Here is a 15788-nt window from a genome sequence, read left to right on the forward strand (position 1 = left end):
CGGCCGCCGGCTCGAACACAGGTGCCGGGAACAGCAACGGCAGGGCGGTCGGGCCGCTCCTGCCACTCTCAAGCTATAGCGCGACGGGGGGCTTGCGGCAAGGCCCCCGGGCTGTCGCAGAATGTCCGGCCAAGGGCGGGGAAGCGCGGGAAGCGAAGTACGCGCCGAATCTGACGAAAAATCACTTGCCGGACGCTTTGGGAGAGTTGATGATCGACGTGCTGGTGGTCGGCGGCGGGCCGACCGGGCTGATGCTGGCGTGCGAGGTGCGGCTGCACGGTGTGGAGGTGGTGGTTCTTGAGCGGTTGACGGCTCCGACCGGGGAGTCCCGCGGGCAGGGTCTGCATGCGCGCAGTGTGGAGGTGATGGATCAGCGCGGTCTGTTGGAGCGTTTCCGGGCGGTGAGTCCGGAGTACCGGGTCGGCGGCCTGTTCGGCGGCGTGATGAAGGACTGGCCGGAGGGCATGGACACCGCCCATCCGTTCGGTCTGGCGACGCCGCAGCCGGTGACGGAGCGGCTGTTGGCGGAGCGCGCCGCGGAGTTGGGCGTGGAGCTGCGGCGCGGGCGCGAGGTGGTGGGTCTGGCGCAGGACGAGGAGGGTGTCGAGGTCGAGTTGGCGGACGGCTCGCGGCTGCGGGCACGCTGGCTGGTGGGCTGCGACGGTGGTCGCAGCACGGTGCGCCGGCTGGCGGGTGTGGCGTTCCCGGGCGAGGCGGCGACGGTGGAGACCCTGGTGGGGCAGCTGTCGGCCGCGGAGGACCCGGAGCGGATCGCCGAGGTGGTGGAGCGGGTGCGGCGCACCCAGGTGCGGTTCGGCCTGCAGCCGGAGGGCGACGGGCAGTACCGGGTGGTGGTGCCGGCCGACGGTGTGTCCGAGGATCGGACGGCGCCGACGCTGGACGACTTCCGGCAGCAGCTGCGTACGGTGGCGGGCACCGACTTCGGTGTGCACTCGCCGCGTTGGCTGTCCCGCTTCGGCAACGCGACCCGCCAGGCGGAGCAGTACCGGGTGGGCCGGGTCCTGCTCGCGGGCGATGCCGCGCACATCCACCCGCCGACCGGCGGCCAGGGCCTCAACCTCGGCGTGCAGGACGCGTTCAACCTGGGCTGGAAACTGGCGGCGGAGGTCAACGGCTGGGCCCCGCCCGGCCTGTTGGACACCTACCACGCCGAACGCCACCCGGTGGGCGCCGCCGTCCTGGACAACACCCGCGCCCAGAGCATCATGATCGGCACCGACCCGGGCCCGACCGCCCTGCGCCACCTGTTCACCCGCCTGATGGACTTCCCCGAGGTCAACCGCCACATCACCGGCATCATCACGGCCCTGGACATCCGCTACGACTTCGGCGACGGCCCCGACCAACTCGGCCGCCACCAGCGGGACATCCCCCTCACCACCGGCCGCCTCTACACCCACCTGCACACCGCCCGCGGCCTCCTCCTCGACCGCACCGGCCACCTCTCGGCCGCCCCCTGGTCCGACCGCGTCGACCAACTCACCGACCCCTGCCCGGACTTGCCCGCCCCCGCGGTCCTGCTCCGCCCGGACGGCCACGTGGCCTGGCTCGGCGACGACCAGCACACCCTGACGGCCACCCTGACCCGCTGGTTCGGCACCCCGCGCCCCCAGGGCCGGTAAACCTCACTGCGGGCAGTTGATGCCACTGCCCTCGTGAACGTCGGTGCCGAGGGCGCGCGGTTGGTACTGGTCCGCGCTCAACCGCGGTGCGCGCGGACGGCGAGGAATGGCGGCAGCCCGGCTCGCTGTGGCTGTGCGGCCGCGAGTTGGGAGCCCGGGGCCGGCTCGGTGACGGCGTCCAGGACGAAACCGTGGCGGACAAGGGCCGTCAGGTACGTCGACAGGGTCCGGTGTTGGTTGCCGGCTCGGCGGACGGCCTCGGGGTTGGTCGAGCGCCAGAATCCTTCGGCGAGGTAGGCGCCGACGACCCGGCGGGCGGTGCCGTCCTCGGTCTGCGTCCAGGTGGCGTGGGGTGCTTCAAAGCAGGGGTGCGGGATGGTGAAGACGAGCGAGCCGTGCACCGTCAGCACTCGCCGGACGGCCGAGAGTGCGGCGTCGAGGTCGGGCACGTTGTTCAGGGACAGTCCGGCGGTCACCCAGTCGACCGAGTCGGTGGCGACCGTCCTCAGCACGCATCCGTCGTCGATCGAGTAGCTCACCGTACCGGCCCGGCCTGCCACGGCGGACTTCGCGTGCTCGATCATGCGAGGTGACGGGTCGATACCCACGACCGAGGCCCCGCGCGCGGCCACCGCACGGGCGATGGCGCCTTCGCCACAGCCGAGATCGAGCACGCGATGGCCGCCGAGTTCGTCGGGGAGGTGTTCGAGCAGGACGTCGCGGTTGAAGTCGTTCATCGCGGAGCCTGCCCGCAGCAGGGCTGTGTACCAATCGGCGATGGTGTCCCAGGAGTCGGTCATCGAGCCCGGACGCTACTCGCTCATCCGCGACACCGCCACGGGCTTCCCACCTTTCTCGGCCCAGCCCTGGAATCTCCGGCGAACCGGCTCCTTCCGGCACCCGGACGGAGGACGATGGCTGAGACGGACGCCGGCGACCGCAGCGCCCATCACACCATCCCAGCGTGGGAGAAGCATGTGCGATCACGGTGGCACCAGGGATCCCGAACGCTCGGACAGCGGCGGGACGTCGGAACCGCGGACGCACAACGATTTCTCGGGCAGGGCCGAGTCGGCCGTACAGGCCGGATCGGTCGGGGCGGTGAACATCTACCACTCTCCCCCGCAGCGGCCTCCTGCCGAAATTCCGGTCGCCATTACCTGCGAGGTGGAGTCCGACTACGTGATCCAGCGCGACTGGTCCGACGGAGTTCCCCTCAGCGGTGGGCTGGTCCGGATCTTTGTGGAGGCCGTCGAGGACCGGGCCGTCCTGCTACGCGCCTTGCGCCCCATTGTGGTGGCGCGCCGCCCTCCGCTCGACGGGACCGAGACCACGCATCTGGGAATCCCGCAAGTACGCAAGTATTCCCTTGATCTCGACAGGAACCCGCCACTCCTGAAAGGCCCGAAATTCCTGTACACGGTCTCTCCGGGCGACCCGGAAGTATTCGAGCTGACAGTCACCTCCACCCGCCACTACGTCGAATGGCGCCTGGAACTCGACTGGACCTGCGCGGGCCGGTCGGGCACCAGCGTCATCGATCTCGGTGGGCATCCTTTCGAGTTCACGGCCAAGCCAGGAGCGCGGAGGTGGCCCTTTGGAACCCGTCGTTGAAGTTCGATTCATCAGCCGTCTTCAGCTGATTTATCCGCCCAGCTCGGCAACCGGTCCGCGCCCGATTACCGCCCAGGTCAGCGGACACGGGATCGCGGTGCGAGTGAGCGCACCCGAGGCGGAGCCGGTCGTCGTGCACACCCTGGGCTTCCGGGTGAAATCCCGCCATCCCACTCGAACCGCACCGCTGGAAATCGACCCCTGGGGCAGCATCCCGGACCCGCAGGTTCGGGTGTGGCTGGACGAACCGGCGCAAATGGCGGACGGGCCCGTTCCCATCACACTTCCCACCACCATTCCGCACGGGCAGAGCGAGTGGTTCCTGCTGACCGCGCACACCCAGGAGCACGACGTCGAGTGGGAACTCGGCATCGAGTGGAGCTGCGGGGAGAAAAAAGCGTGGACCAGCTGCAACGTCCGCACCACAGCCGAAACGTCCATGGTGACGTTCCGAAAGGACGGCAGCCGAACCCCCGGATTCAACCTTCACCCGCAACCCGACCGACCGGAAATCGCCGCCGCAGCCGAAGCCGGCTACCGGCCTGATGCCGAAAATGGCGATCCCGAGGCGATGTTCCGGCTCGCGGTCAGGCTGGCAGAGCGTGGCGCACTGCGCGAGGCGAAACACTGGTTTCTGATCTGCGCGACAATGGGCAACGCAACGGCCGCGGAGTCGGTCGGGTGGATTCTCGAGCAGCAAGGAAAGCACGCCGAATCCGTGGACTGGTACCGAAAAGCAGCGGACCTCGGGAGTACCCGCGCGGCGGAACGCCTTGCCGAGCGGCCCGCCGGCGAGGAACCGCGCTGAGGAGCTCCCGGGGCGCCGGTGTCACCCCCAGAGGTGGATCGGTCGGCCCGCGGGCGGAAACGCGGTGAGCGGACGGTCGGTGTTCCCTGTTCGTCGCAGGCCAGGACGAAGGTGGGTGCAGGAGGCCACGACGTCCGTGACGCGCTGGTCGAGCATGGCGGCAGGCGGTTGTCCGCCAACCCGCACCGTGGTGTTCGGAGAACAGCTCGACCGCGTCCTCGGGGTTCATCGTGAGGACGTCAGCGATGGTGTGACCGTGATATCGGGCTGCGAGGGCTTCGGGGTTGAAGCGCGTGCCTTCACCCCTTCCGCCTCCAGCACGGCAACGGTCCTGCCAGGTGCGAGTCGCGACAGGCGGCTCGCACCTGGCAGTTGCGGTCACTCCTGGGCCTGGGCCTCGGCCTGGGCCTCGGCCTCGGCCTCGGCTTCAGCGGCATGGTCGGGGGACCAGCGGAGCGTCACATCGAAGTGGACGCCGGCGGAGCCGCCCGCCAGGATCACGCCGACGCTGCCGTCCAGTTTGACGCCGAACTTGACCTCGATCTCGTCGGGTCGGCGTGGCAGGGCGCGGAACGCGTCGATCACGTCGGACGCCGTGTTGACCACGGTGTGCAGCGAGTCCCGCACCGTGGCGCTCGCTCGCTCCAGACTTCCCCGGCCGGCCGGCGCCACCCCGGTGCCGGTGCCCTCGCTCTCGACCACCAGCGTGCCGCCGGACGCGAGGGTGAATTCGGTACGTGTTGTCACTTGGCCTCCTGGCCTGAGGATGGGGGCGGGCAGACGGAGCTCTGTATCGGCTGCGGGTAGGCGTCGACCCGGACCTTTTCCAGATCGGCGAGAATCGCGTCCAGTCGGGTCGGGTCGTTCAGGTACTCGAGCACCGCGTGGTTGAACGCGGCCGACATGGCGCTGGGCATGGTGTCCGAGGCGTCGAAGCACGGGGTGGCGCCCGAGTCCAGCAGCTGGTTGATCCGGCGGGCGATGAGGTTGGTCGCGCCCTGGGCCAGCGTCTTCGTGACGGTGCGGTTGGCGGAGAAGGCCGCCTCCGGCTGGCGTTCCGGCCAGATCTGCTGGGCCTTCCGGCTCGCGAGGAAGGCCATGAATCTCTCCGCCTCGGGCGAGTCGCGGAACATCGCAACGAGATCTCCCGACACCTCGTACGTCGACGTCGACTGGGAGTCGGGGAACGCGAGGAAGTCGTAGTCCTTTCCCGAGACGAGTGTGGTCGGTGTCTCGGGGTCCGGGGTGACGAGGGCGCCGTGCTCGAGGTAGCAGCCGGGCGTTGCGGTGAAGAACGGATAGGACCCTTCGCCGTAGCTGGTCAGCAGCGCGGTCAGCGGGCCGCCACGAATCGCGTCCGGGGCAGCGACGGTCTGGCCCCAGGTCTGCCAGGCCGCGATGACCTCCGGAGATTTCCATTCGAGCTTGCCGTCGACCCAGTCCGTGTATGTGCCGACACCCGACTGGTGCAGCAGGATGTCCTCGATCCAGTCGGTACCGGGCCACCCCGAGTTGGGGGGGTCGGCCATGGCCAAGCACCAGGGCGTCCTGCCCTGTTGGGCTTTCGACCGGCCGGCGGCGACCACGTCGGCCCAGCTGCTGTCCGGTCGGATGGCGAGCTCGCGGTTGTACCAGATCAGGCTCTTGACGGAGGCTTTGACGACGACCGCGTACTGATGCTTCGTCCCGGCCTCCCCGAGCCGGTACCACAGGGGGTCGTAGTCGGACTTCAGCTGCGCGACGAGATCATCGCCGAGTGCCTTGTTCTGAAAGCCGTCCAGCGGGACCAGGGCGTTCTGCTGCGCGTAGGAGCGCAGCGCCCCGGGGTTCGCGACCACGGCCAGGTCCGGTTCCTCGCCCTTCTGCACACCGGCCCGCAGCACCTGGTCGAGCGCCCGGGTGGGCGAGGCGTGGACGGTGATGTCGTGGTTGTCGGCCTCGAAGGCATCGATCACCGCTTGGAAGGAGTCCTTCTCGTCGCCGCCGGTCCACGGCGTCAGGATGGTCAGGACTCGCCGGTCGGACGTGGACGAGCCGCCGAGGCAGGAGGCGGACCCGGCCAGCAGGGTGAGGACCAGTAGGAGCCGGAGGGCTGCCTGGCGCTTGTGCCGCATCATCGGCCTCCGTACCGGTACTCGTCGATGCGCGGATTCAGCGCGCGGGCGGCCGCCCCGGCCGCGGTCAGGGTCAGCAGCAGGACGACTGTCAGGCGTTCGGTGGAGGAGGCGTCCGCTTTGCCGACCCCGTTCGTGAACTCGGCCTCGGCCCGGCCCAGTTGGTGACCGTCTTCGCTCGTCCCGCCGGTCGCGGGCGCCGGCGGTGTCAGGCCGGTCCCGCAGTACCTGGGAGCGTCCGGGCAGGCCTTCTCGTCGGTGACGATGGCGAACAGGTCCTCGCCGGCCTTGGCGGCGGACCGGCTCGCCTGCTGCTGCGTCAGGGTGACCGCTTCGCCGAACGGACCGTCCAGGGCCGAGCGCAGGTGTCCCTCCGAGGCACCGAGCGACTGACCGCACCACAGCACCGCCGCGGTGAGGGCGAGCGCAGCGGTCGTCAGCCAGATGCTCAGCCGGCGCCGGAACCGGCGGCGCAGCACGAACTGGGTCCGCGCGAACAGCGCCAGTACCAGGGCGAACGGCAGCAGGAACAGCAGCTCTGTGGTGCCCGCCAGCCACGCCGAGCTGCGCCGATCGGTCAGTGCCGTGCGGCCGTCCGTCCGCAGCCGGTCCAGCGTGGCCGAGATCTCCCGGTACTGCAGGGTGGCGTACCAGAGGGCCGGCAGGGCGCGGTTGATGTCGTGGGTCCGCTGGTAGTCGGCGGCGGCCTGCTCGATCTCGGCGTTGTAGGCGACGACGAGGCCCTCGACGAGTTGCAGATCGCTGGTGCTCTCCGGGCCCGCCACGTTGTACCTGGCCAGTTCCGCGAGGTTCTGGCTGATCGCGGCGATGTCGTTCTGGTACTGGTCGCCGAGGCCGCCGAGTCCCACAGTGCCTTGCAGGAAGCCGTGCACCGCCACCCGGTGAGCGTCCGCGAGCGCGCTGTTCGCGGCCTCGGCCCGGAGCAGCGCGGGGGCGGCCCGTCCGCCGGCGGCGTCGGTTCCGGTGTGGGCCTGGCTGGACACCAGCAGGCACAGCGCGCCGGTCAGCAGGCTTCCGGCCACCAGTGCCGCGCGGAGCCGGCGCAGGGTGCGTGCGGTGGTGGAGGGTGTCGCCGGTTCGTCCGTCGCCGGTTCGGGCGTCACGGGTTCGGGCGTCACCGTGCCGGGGGCCGTCATCCGCCCACCGCCGGTGCGTGGTCGGTGAACTCGTGGTCGCATGCGAGGTTCTCGCAGTACCGTGCGCCGGCCACGGCGATCCGGTGGCATCTCGGGCAGGCGGGCCCGGGGCCGGAGGGGTGCGCGGGCGCGGGGTCGGCGCGTGGCGCCGGGTTGCGCGAGTGGCTGTAGGAGCTGCTGGTGACCGTGCCCATCATGGCCTGCAGGACGTAGTCGGGATCCAGTTCCGGCAGCAGGCTGACCACGCCGCGCACGGCGTCCTCGACCTGGACGACCTGGCCCAGTCGCCGGAGCGCGTCCTCGTTGCGCAGTTCGGTGGCCAGCGCCACGGCCCGGCCCCAGGCGTCGCACGCGCCTTGGCGATCCCCCTGGCGGAACAGCGCGCCGCCGCGCCATCTGAGCGCGTACAGCTCCTTCTCCTGCTCGTGGCGGTGCCGGTCGGCCCCGAGGACGGTCTCCGGGGCGGGCTGGTCGAGCCAGCGCGCGGTGACCACCTCGACCGGGCTGACGGGTGTGGCCCGTTCGGTGCCGATCGCGCCGATGACCACCTCGATGGAGGCCAGGGTCTCCGCGCCGGCGCCGGCCGTCCGGTCGCCGGTCACGGTGAAGGTCGCGACGAACCCGCGGGTCTCGCTGCTCCAGGGGCCGGTCGGGTAGTCGGTCACCGCTGTTCCGGCCAGCGGCAGGCGGTGGCCGAGCAGGTCGGCCACCGCCGGGTGGGCCTGTTCGAGGACCGACACGGACACTCCCGGTGCGCAGCGCACCCGCAGCGCCAGGTCGGACAGTGTGCGGCCCATGGCGGTGCGGACCAGTGTGCGGAAGTCGGGTGCCAGGTCGGCCAGGTCGGGTACCGCGTCCGCCGTTCCCCGGAGTTCCTCGGCGATCCGTCTCAGCTCGGCGGGCTCCCAGTCCGCGCCGATGCCGCGGGCGTCGCAGGTGAACACGGAACGGCAGTCGGCGAGTACGGTCTCCATCGACCGTGCCGAGCGGTCCTGGTGTTCGTTGCGTCCGTCGGTGAGCAGGAGTGCATGGCAGATCCGGTCGCGGTGCGGTTCGAGCAGTTCGCGGGCCTTGTCGAGCCAGGCGCCGATGACGGTGCCCTGGGCGCCGGGGGCGATCCGGTTGACGGCCTGCTTGGCCTCCGCGCGGGTGGTGGCGTTCGCCGGGGCGAGGAAGGACTCCCGGGGGTAGATCATGGTGGCCTCGTGGGTGCCGGCGACCACGGCGAAGCGGGTTCCCTCGCGCAGGGTGTCGATGGCGGCGCAGCTCGCTTCCTTGGCCCGTTGGAGCTTGGTGCGCGGATGACTCATCGACCCCGATTGGTCCAGCAGGACGACCTCGGCGAACTGCGCCTGGCTCCGCGGGCTCACCGACCGGCCGTCCGGGGTGCTCGCGGCCACGCTGAGGTAGACGTGCACCTCACGTTCAGCCAGGGAGCGGTACCTGTCGTAGTTGGCCTCGAGGGTGACTCTCGACGCTTCGATCATGTGCCAATTCCCCGTTCGTAGAGAAAGATTGACGATCCGTCGGAGCGTGCGGGTTCACTGCGTGGTGACCGGTCTTACGGCGTTGGCCAGGTCGACGAGCACGGTGTGGCGCATCTCGTCCGGTGCCCACTGGGCGAACGCCCGGTATTCCTTCTCCAGCCGCGACCGGAGTTCGTGCTCGGCGGCTTCGTCCTCGGACGCGGTGCGGTCCGGTCGCGCGGTGCGCCGGCGGTCGAGCCTGGCCTCGATGATCAGGGCGGCGAGCCGGCGCCGTTCGGGTTCGTCCAACGGCAGTGTGGCCAGCGCCTGTTCGGCTTCGGCGAGGTCCGTGCGGCCGGGCAGGCCCTCGGGGCCGGCGCCGAGCCGCCCGGTGTGGATCCGCAGCGCGGCGATCCGGGCCGCCCGGTGGTGCGGCGAGGTGTCGGGTATCTCCCGCAGCGCCGAGACCGCGCCGGCCCGGTCGCCGCGGCGGAGCCTGGTCCGGGCGTGGCCGAAGGCGGCGCTCTCGTGCCAGCTGTCGGTCCGCCACACCGACAGGTAGGCGGCCGCCGCTGCGTCGAGTTCCTCGTCGGTCGCCGCCCGGTACTCGGCGCACAGGGCCAGCGCGAGCTTCGGCGCGAGCTCACCCGGCAGCATCCGGTGGCAGGCGGTGAACATCTTCTCCGCGCCGCCGAACTGCCGCTCGGCCAGGGCTGTCAGCCCCTCGTGCCAGTTGAGCCGCCAGCCGGGCCGCAGCAGTCCCCTCGCCCGGTCCAGCGCGGCGCGGGCCGCTTCGAGGTCGTCGAGCCGCAGGTGGAGCCGGCAGCGCAGCAACTCGACCTCGGGCGAGGGGACGCGGGCGGCGGCCGGGGCCGCGTCGGTGTAGGAGGCGAGCTGGGAGAGGGCGACGGCCGGATCGGCGCTGACCGAGGCCCGGAGGAACCCGGCGGCGGGATCCCGGGCGTCGACCAGCGGCTCGGGCAGCCCGGCCGCCGCCATGACCGGCGCGGGCGGGGCGGTGACGAGCGGACGGCAGCTGCCCTCGGCGGCCGCCCGCAGCGCCGCGGTGCTCGTCCACCGGTCGAGCGGCGGCACCGTCCCGAGTCCGGGGTCGAGCAGCGTGGTGGAGCGGGCGAAGAGCAGCGACGGCGCGGTGTACTGGGTGCCGTCGCGCCTGGAGACCAACTCGCGCAGCACGCCGCTCAGTTGGCCCGCCATCTCGGCCGCCGAACCGAACCGCAGCTGCGGATCGGCGTTGGTGGCGCGGCTGATGAGCTGACGCAGTGAGGTGAAGCGGGCATGGTCCGGGTCGGCGGTGTACCACCCGAGGAGCGACTCCAGGGTCCGGCCCACCGTGTGGAGGTCGGTGGCGACGGTGGGCCCGGTGTCCAGCAGCTCCGGGGCCCGGTAGTCCTCCGAGTACGCCCACCTGCCCGGCTTCCCGGCCTCGCGCACCGCGCCGAGGTCGATCAGCTTGATCCGGGAGCCGTACACCATCAGGTTGCTCGGCTTCAGGTCGCAGAACAGGTACTGGCGGTCGTGCAGGTACTGGAACGCCCGGAGCACGCACAGGACGTAGCCGATGATCTGCTCGGTCTCCAGCTTGCCGAACAGGTCCGGGCGCTCCAGGGAGTAGCCGGGCAGGTACTCCATCACCAGGTAGCCGTGGTAGCCGTGCCGGGACCCGCCCGCCGGCTCGTGCGTGACGAAGTCGTAGATGTCGACGATGTCGGCGTGCCTGAGCTCGATCAGGAACCGCTTCTCCTCGGCGGCGTCCTCGACATGTACGGGGTCCTCCGCGTCGATCAGGCCTTTGAGCGCCACCGGACGGTTGTTCAGGCGCTCGTCGTGGGCGAGGTAGACCCAGCCGAAGCCTCCGTGCCCGATGCAGCCCGCGACCCGGTAGCGGTCCGACAGCAGCTCGCCCGGGCTGAGTCTCGGCACGAACGAGTAGGCCGTTCCGTCGTACGGGCAGCGCCCCTCCAACAGGCTCGGCTGGCCGTCGAGGCCGGTGCCCACCGGGCGGCCGCAGTCGGGGTTGGGGCAGACCCTCCGCTCCTCCGGGATCTGCGGCATGGCCTTGACCGCCTGGCCCGGCTCCGGTCCGTCGATGGTCGGCAGCGTGACGAGGCCCAGCCCCCACCAGGGGTCGTCGCCGAACTGGCGCGGCGGCTGGACGAGTTCTGCGCGGCGCCCGGACGGCACCACGCCGCGCTCCGTGCCCACCGGCACCACGCCGAAGCCGGTGCCCACCGGCACCGACCGCACCGACCGCACGGGGGCCACGCCGCGCCCCGTACCCACCGGCGCCGAGCGCACCGAGCGCACCGGGGCCTGTTCCCCGGTCGGCGGCCGGCCGGCGCCCACCGGCGGGGCCACCAGTGGCGGGAGCAGGCAGCGCCGGCAGTAGCCGGTCGCGTCGAGTTCGCCACCGCAGCCAGGACGGTTGCACCGGTTCATGCCTGTCTCCCGTCGATCACGCGTCGAACGGCCTGGTGGTACTCCTCGACCCGGAGCTCGGCGAGGGGCAGATCGCATTCACCGCTGTAGAGCAGCCGCCGGGCCGCCTCGTACGGCTCGCCCAGTTCCTCGATCAGGCCGCGCCCCGCGGCCTCCGAGCGGTAGGCGTCCAGCCGCCCCCGGGCCCGGTCGCGCCGGGCGAGCAGGGCCGTGCACGCGGCGTGCAGGCGCCGGGCCCGCGCCAGCGACCGGGCGGCCGCCTCCTCGCAGGCATGGAGTTCGCCCAGCAGCCGTCCCCGGAGGGCGGATCCGGCGTTGGCCGGTCCGGCACCATCGTGGTGCTGGGTGTCCCGCAGCACCCGCAGGCGGACCGCGAGCGCGGCGGCGCCGGCGACCTGCGGCGGCGGCGTGCCGAGGATCCGCGGTCCGACGTGGTCGCGGCACACCCGGGCGTCGCGCTCGGCCGCCTCGACCTCCTCCACCAACCGGTCGAGCCGCTCGAGTCGCTGGCCGAACCGCGTCGCCCCGCCGTGTCCACCGCCCCGCTGACCGCCCGGCGGGGCGGTCGCGGCGGGCCGCCCGAGGCTCGCCGCGACCGCGCTGCGGACGTAGCGCGGAGGGTCGCCGTGGTAGGCGAGCAGCAGGCGCACGCCGATGCTCGGCGCCCGTGCGGCGATCGGTTCGAGCAGCCGGTAGTACAGCTCACCGGGGTCGGCCGCCAGGTCGACCGCGTTCACCACGACGACGATCGGTGAGCCCAACTCCTCCAGCTGGTGGAAGAGTTCATCGGTGACGCGGTCGGTCAGCAGACTCAGACTCTCCGCGAGCTGCTCGGCGACCTGCTCCGTCGTCCGCCCGGTCGCGTCGACGGCCGCGTCCACCTCACCCAGCTGGGGAACGGTGCCGGGCGGGGCGCCGGTGACGGTTTCGTCAGGGGCCGCCCGACGGTAGCCCGGCACCGTCAGGCCCACCAGACGGGACGTCAGCGCGACCGCGCCGCCACCGCCGATCGCACAGACCCCGCCCGGCCCACCGGACGCCAGCCAGCCGACCAGGTGCCGGGTCAGCGCAAGCTGCACCGGGTCGTCCAGGACCTCCGGGACCCGCGGCGACGACCAGTCGCTCGGCGCCACCTGCGAGGGCCGGCTCGCCAGGTGCCCGTCGAGCACCGCGCTCGCGTACTTGTACAGCGTCCGGACCGCGATCATCCAGCTGCTCTCGGCGAGCGGCGCCCGGACCACCGCGATCACGCCGAGGATCTCACCACTCGCGGCAAGCGCCGCCGCACCGCTGAACCCGCGATCGACGCGCTGCTCCAGCACCGCGTCGAGCTGCACCCGCTCCCCCGTGAAGTCGTACGCGGCGATCTTCGCCCGGGCCAGCTGGCCGTTGTCGGTACCCGCCGGAAAGCCGAAGATCCGCACGATCTCGTCGTGCTGCCAGGTCCGCCGGATCCTCGCCCGCGGCGCGCCCGGCACCACGGACCGAAGGGCGAGAATCGCCACATCCCCGCGCTGGTCCGGCAACGGCGGCTGCCAGCAACTCTCGACAACGGTCGCCGGATGGGCCTCGTCGGGACGCCCGGCAATACGGACCCGGACCTCGCGATCGGCCCCGCGCACAGCGCCGATCGCCTCCTCGACCACATGCGCACACGTCAGCACATACTCGCCGTCGAGCATCGTCCCGGCACCATGCACACGCCCCTGGGTGTCCTCGATGCGCGCGAGCCAAGGATCCTCCCGCCCCATGGCGAAAGACGTTACCGCCTAAGTGATCTGACGAACACTCACTTCACATGATCACATCATTTGTGGACACACCGAAGGATTCGGCTGCGGCTCCGGATACTCGATTCGGGCCTGCATGCCAGGTCAGTGCGGCAGTTCGATCGACAGGGCGTGCCGGAAGACGTCGCGCGGGTCCCAGCGGGCCTTGACCCGTTGCAGGCGCGGGTAGTTCTGCTTGTTATCACGAGATCGACGTCTCTCCCCAGCTCAGGGGCGTGATCCAACATCCGGGGTCAGCGAAAGGTCAGCAAGATTCCGGAGGTTCCACTGGGCGGCCGAATGGCCTCCCGCCCGACACCTCGCGGGCGGGGCACCCAGCGGATCGACCAACCCGGTCATCGACCACCACATGGTCTATGCCCTCCTGTCGATCGTCCTCGCGGCCGCGCAGGCCGGTGACCGCTGGGGCCTGGGCCGCTGGTGGGCCACCCTGCCGGTGGCCCGGTCCCGCCGCTGGCTGCGCTGAGTAGCCCGCCGACGCCACCCGGCCCCATGCCAAGTCCTGCTGCGAAGAAGGACCTTGGGTCCGCGCGAGGGACCGTCGGGCCCTGTCGGGGCGGTCGCCGCGAGCAGCAGCATGGATCCCGGAGGCGGGACACCGGGTCACCGCCCGACAGAACGGAACGGCCATGGCCCACGGAATCGTCACCGGGTTCGACGGATCGGCGCGGTCCGAAACCGCAGTCGGCTGGGCCGCCGCCGAGGCGGCCCGGCAGGGCGAACCGCTGCGGATCGTGCACGCCTGGCCCTGGCTCGGCTCGGCCTGGAGTGACGGGCCCGCGGCGGCTCCCCACCGCGGCGCCCTGCTGAAGTTGGAAGAGGTCGCTGACCGGCTGCGCGGCGTTCACCCCGCGCTGGACGTCGTCACCGAGGCGGTGGCCGACGACCCCGCCGACGCCCTGCTCGCCCGTGCCGCGGAGCACCGGCTCGTCGTGCTGGGCTCACGCGGCCTCGGCGGTTTCGCCGGCCTGGTGGTGGGCTCCGTCGGCCTGGCCGTGGCCGCCCGCAGCACCACCCCGGTGGTGCTGGTCCGCGACGGCGCGCCCGCAGCTCCTGCCGACGCCGCCGACCGCCCCGAGATCGTCGTGGGCGTGGGCGGTGAGTCCTCCGCGGCGGTGCTGGAGTTCGCGTTCGCCGAGGCCGAGCGCCGGGGGGCGCGAGTGCGGGCAGTGCACGGATGGGAGGCGGTCCCGTTCTGGACCGCGGCAGGCTGGATGCCGCCGCAGGAGGACGTGGAACTCCGTGGCGCCGAGCTCATGGACGTGCTGGCCAAGGCGCTCGCGCCGGTCCGGGCGGCACATCCCGGCGTCGAGGCCGTCGCCGAGACCAGGACCGGCGGTGCCGCGCACGCGCTGGTCGCCGCCTCGGCCCAGGCCGACCTGGTCGTGGTGGGCCGCCGGCAGCACCGCCTCGGCACCCGGCTCGGCGCTGTCGCCCACGCGGCGATCCACCACTGCACCGCCCCGGTCGCCGTCGTCCCGCACGACTGAGATCGCCGCCTTCCCGTGGGCGCAGCCTTCGTCCTCTCCGGCCGACATGCCGGCAACCCGGCAGCCGCTGACTGACCGTGAAGTAGATCGAGTACCCGGCCCGGCAGACCCGTGGTCCCGGGTCACGGACGCGCATGCGGCCGGCTGGTTCCGCCAGGTCTCCCGCAGAACCGGTGGTTGTCGCCCCGCAGCAGGCTCTCGTACCGCGGATCCCCCGGCCGCACCGCCGTCGGCCCGAACGTCTCCGGATCCCGCCCGGACGGCGCGCCCGCGGCGACGGCCGGTGACGCGACGGCCGCCAGGGTTTCGGCGGCGGCGGTCAGCAGGGCGCGACGGTTCGGTGGCGCGCCGGACGATTCCCACTGGTTCATCGTCATTCCCCGTACGCCGAAGGCCGGTTACGTCGATGGGCACCAGCATGCCCGCAGACGCGGCCCGCGCCCGGCGTTCGGCCGGACGTGTCGGCCGCTTGTGGGGTCCATCGGTGTGCGGCGGTGCCCTGGCAGGCTACTGACCAGCCGACAGTCCGTCCGCCCCGGAGGAGCCGTGCCCGCGTCCGCCGCAAACCCGCCGCCTTCCCGGCCGATCGGCGCGGCCACCGAGGACGGCGACCCGCTGGCCCTCGCGCTGTTCGGGCTCACGGCGGTGAGCGGACTGATCGACGCCGTCAGCTACCTCGGGCTCGACCACGTGTTCGCCGCCAACATGACGGGCAACGTGGTCGTCATCGGCTTCGCGCTGGCCGGCGCGCCCGGATTCTCCACCCTCGGCTCACTCACCTCGCTCGGCGCGTTCCTGCTCGGCGCGGCCCTCGGCGGACGCCTCACCACCGGCCGCCTCCGACCGGCCCTCGCCGCCGAAACCCTGCTCCACCTCGCCGCCGCCGTCGTGGCCTTCGCCGTGGGCACCGGTGGCGCCGTGCAGTACGGCGTGATCGCCCTGCTCGCCGTCGCCATGGGACTGCGCAACGCCACCGTCCGCAGCCTCGGCGTCCCCGACCTCACCACCACCGTCCTGACCATGACCCTCACCGGCCTCGCCGCCGACACCCGCCTGGCCGGCCGCCACTCCCCCCACCAGCGCCGCCGCATCCTCGCCGCCCTCACCATGACCGCCGGCACCGCCCCGGGCGCCCTCCTCGTCCTGCACCACCACCTCCCCTGGGCACTCCTCCTCGCCGCCACCATCACGGCGGCGACGGCCGTCCTCTACCGCCAACCCGCCTGACGGCGGAAGCCCAACGGGC

The 15788-nt window shown here is 72.1% G+C and carries 13 protein-coding genes and 1 pseudogene; 5 read left to right on the forward strand and 9 right to left on the reverse strand.

Annotated features, from left to right (window positions below; genetic code table 11):
- Window positions 1–209: 209 nt before the first annotated feature.
- Window positions 210–1643, forward strand: a complete 1434-nt coding sequence (locus ACFYS8_RS30490; protein WP_387647099.1) for an FAD-dependent monooxygenase — start codon at window positions 210–212, stop codon at window positions 1641–1643.
- Window positions 1644–1720: 77 nt separating this feature from the next.
- On the opposite strand, the gene ACFYS8_RS30495 is transcribed toward ACFYS8_RS30490, so the two are convergent.
- On the reverse strand, window positions 1721–2443 hold the full coding sequence (locus tag ACFYS8_RS30495) for a class I SAM-dependent methyltransferase (protein ID WP_387647102.1): 723 nt from the start codon (window positions 2441–2443) through the stop codon (window positions 1721–1723).
- Between the two features lie 301 nt (window positions 2444–2744).
- Between ACFYS8_RS30495 and ACFYS8_RS30500 the strand changes: the two genes are divergently transcribed.
- On the forward strand, window positions 2745–3257 hold the full coding sequence (locus ACFYS8_RS30500) for a hypothetical protein (protein ID WP_387647104.1): 513 nt from the start codon (window positions 2745–2747) through the stop codon (window positions 3255–3257).
- Window positions 3241–4065, forward strand: a complete 825-nt coding sequence (locus ACFYS8_RS30505; RefSeq protein WP_387647106.1) for a tetratricopeptide repeat protein — start codon at window positions 3241–3243, stop codon at window positions 4063–4065. The genes ACFYS8_RS30500 and ACFYS8_RS30505 overlap by 17 nt, the downstream gene beginning before the upstream one ends.
- Window positions 4066–4443: 378 nt before the next feature.
- Here the strand turns inward: ACFYS8_RS30505 and ACFYS8_RS30510 are convergent, their stop codons facing one another.
- The 7 genes and pseudogenes from ACFYS8_RS30510 to ACFYS8_RS30540 form a co-directional block, all read right to left on the reverse strand.
- Window positions 4444–4812 (reverse strand): CU044_2847 family protein, encoded by a 369-nt coding sequence (locus ACFYS8_RS30510; RefSeq protein ID WP_387647109.1) that lies wholly within the window; start codon window positions 4810–4812, stop codon window positions 4444–4446.
- Window positions 4809–6182 carry an ABC transporter substrate-binding protein gene (locus ACFYS8_RS30515; RefSeq protein ID WP_387647110.1) on the reverse strand — a complete coding sequence of 458 codons (1374 nt, stop codon included), beginning with the start codon at window positions 6180–6182 and terminating at the stop codon, window positions 4809–4811. The genes ACFYS8_RS30510 and ACFYS8_RS30515 overlap by 4 nt, the downstream gene beginning before the upstream one ends.
- A complete protein-coding gene (locus tag ACFYS8_RS30520) occupies window positions 6179–7336 on the reverse strand; it encodes a hypothetical protein (protein WP_387647113.1) in 1158 nt (385 codons plus the stop codon). The genes ACFYS8_RS30515 and ACFYS8_RS30520 overlap by 4 nt, the downstream gene beginning before the upstream one ends.
- A complete protein-coding gene (locus ACFYS8_RS30525; RefSeq protein ID WP_387647115.1) occupies window positions 7333–8823 on the reverse strand; it encodes a VWA domain-containing protein in 1491 nt (496 codons plus the stop codon). Before ACFYS8_RS30525 ends, ACFYS8_RS30520 begins: the two co-directional genes overlap by 4 nt.
- A gap of 54 nt (window positions 8824–8877) precedes the next feature.
- Window positions 8878–11262: a tetratricopeptide repeat protein gene (locus ACFYS8_RS30530; protein WP_387647118.1), complete on the reverse strand. Its 2385-nt coding sequence runs from the start codon at window positions 11260–11262 to the stop codon at window positions 8878–8880.
- Window positions 11259–13013, reverse strand: coding sequence for a trypsin-like peptidase domain-containing protein (locus ACFYS8_RS30535; protein WP_387647121.1), 1755 nt, complete (start codon window positions 13011–13013; stop codon window positions 11259–11261). Before ACFYS8_RS30535 ends, ACFYS8_RS30530 begins: the two co-directional genes overlap by 4 nt.
- Before the next feature lie 123 nt (window positions 13014–13136).
- A pseudogene (locus tag ACFYS8_RS30540) lies at window positions 13137–13229 on the reverse strand (BBE domain-containing protein); the annotation flags it as partial.
- A 452-nt stretch (window positions 13230–13681) separates the two neighbouring features.
- Between ACFYS8_RS30540 and ACFYS8_RS30545 the strand changes: the two are divergent.
- Window positions 13682–14542: a universal stress protein gene (locus ACFYS8_RS30545; protein ID WP_387647123.1), complete on the forward strand. Its 861-nt coding sequence runs from the start codon at window positions 13682–13684 to the stop codon at window positions 14540–14542.
- 122 nt (window positions 14543–14664) lie between these two features.
- Here the strand turns inward: ACFYS8_RS30545 and ACFYS8_RS30550 are convergent, their stop codons facing one another.
- A complete protein-coding gene (locus tag ACFYS8_RS30550) occupies window positions 14665–14913 on the reverse strand; it encodes a hypothetical protein (protein WP_387647126.1) in 249 nt (82 codons plus the stop codon).
- A gap of 175 nt (window positions 14914–15088) precedes the next feature.
- Here ACFYS8_RS30550 and ACFYS8_RS30555 point away from each other — a divergent pair, with 175 nt between their 5' ends.
- The gene (locus ACFYS8_RS30555; RefSeq protein WP_387647127.1) at window positions 15089–15769 is read left to right on the forward strand and encodes a YoaK family protein; all 681 of its coding nucleotides are present in this window, start codon (window positions 15089–15091) and stop codon (window positions 15767–15769) included.
- Window positions 15770–15788: the final 19 nt, after the last annotated feature.

The sequence above is a fragment of the Kitasatospora sp. NPDC004615 genome, from assembly GCF_042873545.1.
Classification (GTDB): Bacteria; Actinomycetota; Actinomycetes; order Streptomycetales; family Streptomycetaceae; genus Kitasatospora.

What these genes read in the sequence shown, in the direction of transcription:
- ACFYS8_RS30545 (WP_387647123.1), top strand. Translation starts at nt 13,682, where the DNA reads ATGGCCCACGGAATCGTCACCGGGTTCGACGGATCGGCGCGGTCCGAA.
- ACFYS8_RS30495 (WP_387647102.1), bottom strand. Translation starts at nt 2,443, where the DNA reads ATGACCGACTCCTGGGACACCATCGCCGATTGGTACACAGCCCTGCTG.
- ACFYS8_RS30515 (WP_387647110.1), bottom strand. Translation starts at nt 6,182, where the DNA reads ATGATGCGGCACAAGCGCCAGGCAGCCCTCCGGCTCCTACTGGTCCTC.
- ACFYS8_RS30530 (WP_387647118.1), bottom strand. Translation starts at nt 11,262, where the DNA reads ATGAACCGGTGCAACCGTCCTGGCTGCGGTGGCGAACTCGACGCGACC.
- ACFYS8_RS30535 (WP_387647121.1), bottom strand. Translation starts at nt 13,013, where the DNA reads ATGGGGCGGGAGGATCCTTGGCTCGCGCGCATCGAGGACACCCAGGGG.
- ACFYS8_RS30525 (WP_387647115.1), bottom strand. Translation starts at nt 8,823, where the DNA reads ATGATCGAAGCGTCGAGAGTCACCCTCGAGGCCAACTACGACAGGTAC.
- ACFYS8_RS30490 (WP_387647099.1), top strand. Translation starts at nt 210, where the DNA reads ATGATCGACGTGCTGGTGGTCGGCGGCGGGCCGACCGGGCTGATGCTG.
- ACFYS8_RS30550 (WP_387647126.1), bottom strand. Translation starts at nt 14,913, where the DNA reads ATGAACCAGTGGGAATCGTCCGGCGCGCCACCGAACCGTCGCGCCCTG.
- ACFYS8_RS30520 (WP_387647113.1), bottom strand. Translation starts at nt 7,336, where the DNA reads ATGACGGCCCCCGGCACGGTGACGCCCGAACCCGTGACGCCCGAACCG.